4 protein-coding genes are annotated in these 6,187 nt (G+C 55.6%); all 4 read right to left on the bottom strand.

The features are described 5' to 3' along the window. Positions 1–278: 278 nt before the first annotated feature. Positions 279–1,055: a hypothetical protein gene (locus EHS19_RS10245; RefSeq protein ID WP_151917664.1), complete on the bottom strand. Its 777-nt coding sequence runs from the start codon at positions 1,053–1,055 to the stop codon at positions 279–281. Further along, a complete protein-coding gene (locus tag EHS19_RS10240) occupies positions 1,045–3,039 on the bottom strand; it encodes a hypothetical protein (protein WP_151917663.1) in 1,995 nt (664 codons plus the stop codon). Before EHS19_RS10240 ends, EHS19_RS10245 begins: the two co-directional genes overlap by 11 nt. Further along, positions 3,027–4,277 carry a hypothetical protein gene (locus EHS19_RS10235; RefSeq protein ID WP_206666361.1) on the bottom strand — a complete coding sequence of 417 codons (1,251 nt, stop codon included), beginning with the start codon at positions 4,275–4,277 and terminating at the stop codon, positions 3,027–3,029. Before EHS19_RS10235 ends, EHS19_RS10240 begins: the two co-directional genes overlap by 13 nt. A gap of 192 nt (positions 4,278–4,469) precedes the next feature. After that, positions 4,470–6,187, bottom strand: a 1,718-nt coding sequence (locus tag EHS19_RS10885) for a type I restriction enzyme subunit R domain-containing protein (RefSeq protein WP_175578433.1), incomplete at its 5' end; no start/stop codon positions are given.

Below are 6,187 nucleotides of genomic sequence, written 5' to 3'. Positions count from 1 at the left end.
AGGCGATACGACGATTGGCGAACCGCTATTTTGATTCCTTCCGCCGCAAGATCGACGACTTGGAGGGTCTCTTAGCGCAAGGATTCCACGAACTCAACGCAAATCTCGAAATCCTTGCGCTAAGTAGTGTCCCTCTTTGGTACCCCTCTCGCCCCTCTCTGTTGTCCCACCATCTAATCCCATAAAAACGAGCAGAAGTCGCCCGATCCATCAATCCCAATCCGCGACTAATCTGTAAGCGCAATAATCCGCAAGTCAGTCACTTACAAGTCGGTCACTCACACATCGGGAAATCCCTCCTGCCGGTAGGTATGTATTCCATTGCTGCGGAGCAGTTCGGCAAGCGCGGGAACGTATTCGATGCGCGCCAGCCGCTTCGTCTGATCGTTGACCGTGCGCGTCGGCCATGTCATCATGTAGAGCTGGTTGCAATACGACGCATTGGGTAGCGGCCGATTGAGGGTGATCATAACATGATTGCGATCCGCTGCCGGCTTGAATACCGCTTCGTTCCGTTCTGCTCCGGCATCTGCGAGAGTGGCTGAGCTGCCGGCGGGGGCAGCGGAAACTACGGAAACCACAGGCCGATGCTGATCGTTGCGTGTGATCGATGCCATGCCCGACATGGGGAATGCGTCCGATTGACTGGTCGGATCGGTCATGCCGAGTATGAGATCATATCGAGTGCCTAGCGGACTTGTATGCGACGTTGCGCAGCGATACAGCTCCTCATCGGTTGCGGTCAGATCTTGCACTGCAACCAGCATACGCAGGATGTTCGCAATGCTCTTTCCGGCAACGCTATCGAATCGATACCAGTGAAGCAGGCCGGGATACAGATCTTCGAGGTTGCGCAACCATATCGTGCTTTTCCGGATGATGGCGGTCTCGCTGATGCCGCAGGTGCCGCCATATCCGTCATCCAAACAGAACGCCTCAATCCAGAATCGGAGTGCGGAGTACGATGCGCGACATGCCAGCTGCGTTTCGCTTTCATCATGCATGCGCTGAATGCCTAAATCGCCGGCGATGGTTCTCAGTAGATCACCGGGCATGTTGCCCTCGTTCAACACCGCGTTCGATACGGGTCAGTAGCTCGTCGGCCGCCTTGATGGAACCATCCCCATCAATGCACATTGAGCGCGCCTGCTCCATGCCGAACATCGAATACAGTTGCAATGCCAGATGAGGCAGCACCCATCGCTTGCCCTCATCACCTGAGCCGCCTGAATCGCCAACCGTACCGGAGCCGTCAGCCTCACCGGAATCGCCTACCGCCCCCACAGTGAAGCGCGTAAGCGCTGAAGCTGGCAACACAAGTGACGAGAGCGGCAGACTGATTCTCTTTTTGAGTGCCCCGATGCTTCTCAGAACGGCGGTCTCGCTGCTGTCGAAGGTCCGAAGGGCATCGGCGGAGCGATACATGTGTGGGCTTCTGTCGGCGGGCATCATGATGTGTCGTTCTGTGGGCAGATAGAACACCTGGTTCCAGATTTCCGCGGCGATCAGACGCAGATTGCCGTATGCTCCGATCGGCAGAATGAGAGGCGCATGCTGGCTGATGCGTGTCAGTGCAAACAGAAACCCCTCGTTGACCGTGTCGAACACGTTGTCCAGTACGAGGATCGTATCGGTTTCGTCGGCAAGCAGACGATCAGTCAGATACGCGTCATTCCAGTCGGTGGGAATGCTGACATGTCGCGCTGGTCTGCCGTACATCGCATACGACAGCGAATTGGCGATGGCCGGCGCAAACGTGGAATCCACGGCCAGAAGTTTGGTCGCGGAGAGCAGCCGTTCGCATGCCCGCGCAAGTTCGATTGGTGGGGATGACGTTTTGGTGACGCTGATCGCTCCGCAGAAACGCAGGTTATCTGCTACCACGCTGGCGAAGTCGTCGGTGCGTTGTTCCGTCGGCCATGAGGGGTAAGGGACGGCTTGCGGGCGGGGCGGCGTGGCAGCGGCATTGTCGCCGATGGCGGTGCGGCTGGCATCCTCGCTTGTGTCGGCATGCTGCTGAAGCGCTGCTCGCACCACTGAGCGTAGGCCAAGTTTCAACGCCACATCGTCATCAAACCGGTCCAGTACCGCCTGACGCTGCTGGTCCAGTTTCGCGAGTTCCTCGTTGTTCTGCTGTTCGAAATTGGCGAGTTCCACCTTTTTCTGTTTGGCCACGCTTTTGATGTCCGCTCGCGCAGCCGACAGCTGGCGCTGCAATTCATCGACTTGAGTCTGCAGCGGCTCCACAAGTTGCTGGAGTTTTTCATATGATTCAGCGCGATCTCGGATGCGTTCTTCGAGCTTGGATAATTCAGCCTGCCGCTGTTTGAGTAGGGAGTCGAATTGCGTGTCAAATTGCGCTGTTATTCGGATGGGAATTCGTTCCTGTGGTTTAGGCAGATAATCCCGGATGTATAGAGCGCGGCTGTTGTCTCCATTGGAAGGATTATACGGTAGCTTTTTTATATCTGTTTTGGTGATCTCATATCGAGTGGCATATGATGACGCAGTATCTTTCAGACGTATGCGATGCTTGGAATAATCAAAATCGCTGGAGTTGAATAGAACTGTGTCTACTTTGTAGCCATTTTCGGAATAGGCAATGAGAATCTGTTCGGTTGGTTTCCCGCAATAGGGCCAGCCATTGTGCAGTTTTTGAATGAGATCGTTGATGCTATTGTTTCCTGGGCATTCGATTACCTCATAGAGCACTGGCGTAAAACCATACGGCTGGGTATATGGATCTCGTATATAGGGGCGTTCGGGCCGGTCTTGGTTTGGCTTCCACCGCAGGAAGATATAATCATCGCCGGATTGCTGGAAGGCCTCCATGGTTTCCGGACGATATAGCGTGTAGGGGTTATCGGCTGGTCTGCTTTCTCCGGCGTAACTGGGTTTTTGATATGCCCACACGTATTTGATTTTGCGATTTTCCCGATAGTCAAGTATGCGTAAAAAGCAGTCGATATCCCCGGCTCTGTTTCTATGACTGATGCATACGGATGCGTTGGGGTACTGCTGTTCTTTCATCCAAGCCATGAGTGGGTCCTTTCTCTGGACTGGGCGATGGCAATGCCGCGGGAGCCTGATCGCGATTGGTGGAGTTGCATGCGTCGAAATGCGATTTCGGCACTGCGGCTCAGCGGGATTTGAATCGCATCGTTGTCGGAATTGTCTTCTGAGACGGTATTGTCGGCAACGGTATCTGCCGCATTGTTTTGTGACCATTCGTCGTAGGGATGCAGATCATCCGGATACCGAGGACCGAGATACGCCGTATTCCAAGGCATGCGGGGCTTCGGTTTGAAGAACACGCAATATGATTCCGCTATGTATTCCATATCGGGTTTTCTTCCGAATCCGATCAGTCCGATATGGCGTGCATTGGGATTGTCTGGAAGCGGATTTTTGCTGACGATGTCAGCTGCCATTCGCTGATTGCCGATCTGATAGGGGAATCGATATGTGGGCGAGGAAGCGCGGAACAATGGCTCGTCGACACCTGCTGACCGGATGCTTGGCGGCCACATCAGTTGGGCGGCCCGGTCGATGTCGGAAAGACAGTATCCGTATTGGGCGAGCCAGTCATCGATCTCGTTCTTCATCAGCGAGGATGAAGCAGCATAGACGGTATACACGTTCAGATTGCGCGATCCGGTTATGGTGCCGATATGGTTCACCTGATTGAATACATGGTAGGCATCAGACATGTGAAATGCATTGGCCACGATGTAATACATGCAGTCGGTGTGTAGTGCCGAACGATTCGGCAGAAGTCGGCCGCCGTTGCTGCCGAACGAGTCGGAGAAGATAAGGATGCCGGTGTTTGTAGGTGCGCATCCGACGTTGATTTGCCAGCGTGGCGGCACCTGTATCCGTGAACTCGTCTGACGAAGCGGGTCTGGTAGCGCAATCGTGCGGCGTCGATCCGACAGCATGTCGCGCAGACTGTGCGACTTGTCGTCTACGGTAATGGCATCGTTGGGAGACAATTCGTGGAGCATGGCCGACAATCCGCGTCGCCGCAACGCGATTTCCACCCGGAAATGCTGTTCGTCACCGGGCTCGCGATTGGCGGAATCGCGATCGGGGAATTCGCGTCTGAGAAACATAAGCAGAGGCAGTGTCCTCTCCTCGCGCGAGACTCCCGCGTTTGCATGATACGCGTCGCAGTATCGTGACCATTCGTCGTTTTTCCGATGTGCGAAATACGGGTCTTTCGTTTTGCGCTCTCCCGGTTTGGTGGTGCGGCGCATGCGGTCGAAATGATGGCCCATGGCGCAGGCGATGACGGGCCTTGCACACAACGGGCAATAGAAACGTATCGACTTGGGAATATCGCCGCGGAACCGTGCGTTGACCTCCTGCGCGGTGACCTGTATGGCGGATGCTCTGCTCACCATTTGAACGGCGCTATCCATGCATGCCTCCGGCCCGCGGTACCGCAGCCGCCACCGCTCCAGACATGATCATGCCTCGCCTTCGCCGCGGTGCTGGCGGTGCTGCTGATTGTAGTACTCGTTGAACAGGGCTTCCCGCACGAATTCCATCGCTTCGGGATTGGCGCTGAGCCGGCGGAACAGGTCCGTATTCTCGGCCTGCGACTCGAACAGCGTTTTGAGGAACGCGGAGTCGAACGGTGTGCGGAAATCGGCTCGGGAATTGTTCTTGGCCTGAGTGTTCAGTTTGACGTCTTTTTGCAGTACCGTCATCAGTCCTTCGAAATACTTGCGCGCTGGGTCGCCGAAATCGGTGCCGAACAGGTCGTTGAGATAGTCGATGATTGTGGACAGATAGTCCTCATCGTCGATGGTGGGCCCCACACCGACGTTGCCGGCGTTGTTCTTGACCGGTTCGCCTCCGGTCAGTGTGATGTCGGCACGTCCCTTGTTCTCGATGCGCAGCTGCGTCACCGCGATTAGATCGTCGATGGGTTCTTCCGGCGCGTATTCGGGTGCGAGTTCCCGGTTGAGGAACGCCAGATACGTGTCGAGATTGAAGAGCTCTTCGTCCTCCAGCCGGATCAGCTGCGTGATATACGAATAGGTACGCAGGAACTTGCCGACGCGCTTGCGGAACTCGTTCTGACGCTCCTCATCCAAATCGGCATACCGTTCCTTGGCTGGACCGAGCAGACGCAGCACTTCCGGCATGGTGGATTCGTCCGGCTTGCCCAGCCAGACTTGGCATAGCGCTGAGACCTCCGCATCATCGTAGATCTGAAATTCGCTAAGCGCGGTCTTCATGTCGTAGATGACGTTCGGATTGGTGACACGGTCGAGATCGGTCTGCATGTAGTAGGGCTCGAACGCTGACTGGATCGTCTCCGCCTTGTTGGCGAAATCAAGCACGATGGGGGCCTGCTTGCCTGAACAGGTGCGGTTCAGTCGTGAGAGGGTCTGTACGGCAGCCACGCCGGTCAGTTTCTTATCGACGTACATGGCGCACAGCTTCGGCTGGTCAAATCCGGTCTGGAATTTGTTCGCCGCGATCATGAGGTTGAACTCGGATGTGTCGAACCGCTTGGCGATTTCGCTGGAAGGGAATCCGTTGAGTATTCCTTCGGTCACATCCTCGCCATCCAAATCGAGTTTGCCGGAGAATGCGACGACCGGCTTCACTCCCGCATATTCGGCACGCGCAGCGAGTCGCTTCATGTACCGGAAGTATTCGACGGCGGCTTTGCGGCTGGACGTCACGACCATGCCTTTGCCATCACCGTGCAATAACGGCATGACATGATCGTGGAAATGATTGACGATGATTTTGGAGATTTTCGACACGTTGCTCGGGTCGAGCTTTACGAAGTCCATGATCTCTTTCTTCGTGCGTCCGGCCTTGCGCTTGGGGTTTTCTTCTGACTTCTTGACCAGATGGAAATACGTTTGGAACGTGGTGTAGTTGGTGAGCACATTGAGGATGAAGCCTTCCTCGATGGCCTGCTTCATCGAATACAGGTCAAACGCTTCCGGTCTGCCGGTAGAAGGGTTCGCCGTGCCGAACGTTTCGAGCGTGCTCGGCTTCGGCGTAGCAGTGAACGCGTAGAACGACAGGTTCGATTGCACGCCCTGTGCGTTCAGCTCGTCGCGCACGCGCTTCGCGGCATCGTCCGCGTCTTCGTCCAGACCGCTGTCGTCCCAATCGTATGCGCCGAAATCAAGTTCGTCGGCATCATCGGTGTTGAGCC

Origin of the sequence: Bifidobacterium jacchi (assembly GCF_009078285.1) — a bacterium.
In the GTDB taxonomy this organism is placed as follows: Bacteria; Actinomycetota; Actinomycetes; order Actinomycetales; family Bifidobacteriaceae; genus Bifidobacterium; species Bifidobacterium jacchi.
The sequence above is the reverse complement of the archived record's forward strand: the minus strand, read 5'-3'. Positions and strand labels throughout refer to the sequence as shown.

Excerpts from the sequence above, each read along its gene's own strand:
- EHS19_RS10245 (WP_151917664.1), bottom strand. The coding sequence starts at position 1,055 with ATGCCCGGTGATCTACTGAGAACCATCGCCGGCGATTTAGGCATTCAG.
- EHS19_RS10240 (WP_151917663.1), bottom strand. The coding sequence starts at position 3,039 with ATGGCTTGGATGAAAGAACAGCAGTACCCCAACGCATCCGTATGCATC.
- EHS19_RS10235 (WP_206666361.1), bottom strand. The coding sequence starts at position 4,277 with ATGGGCCATCATTTCGACCGCATGCGCCGCACCACCAAACCGGGAGAG.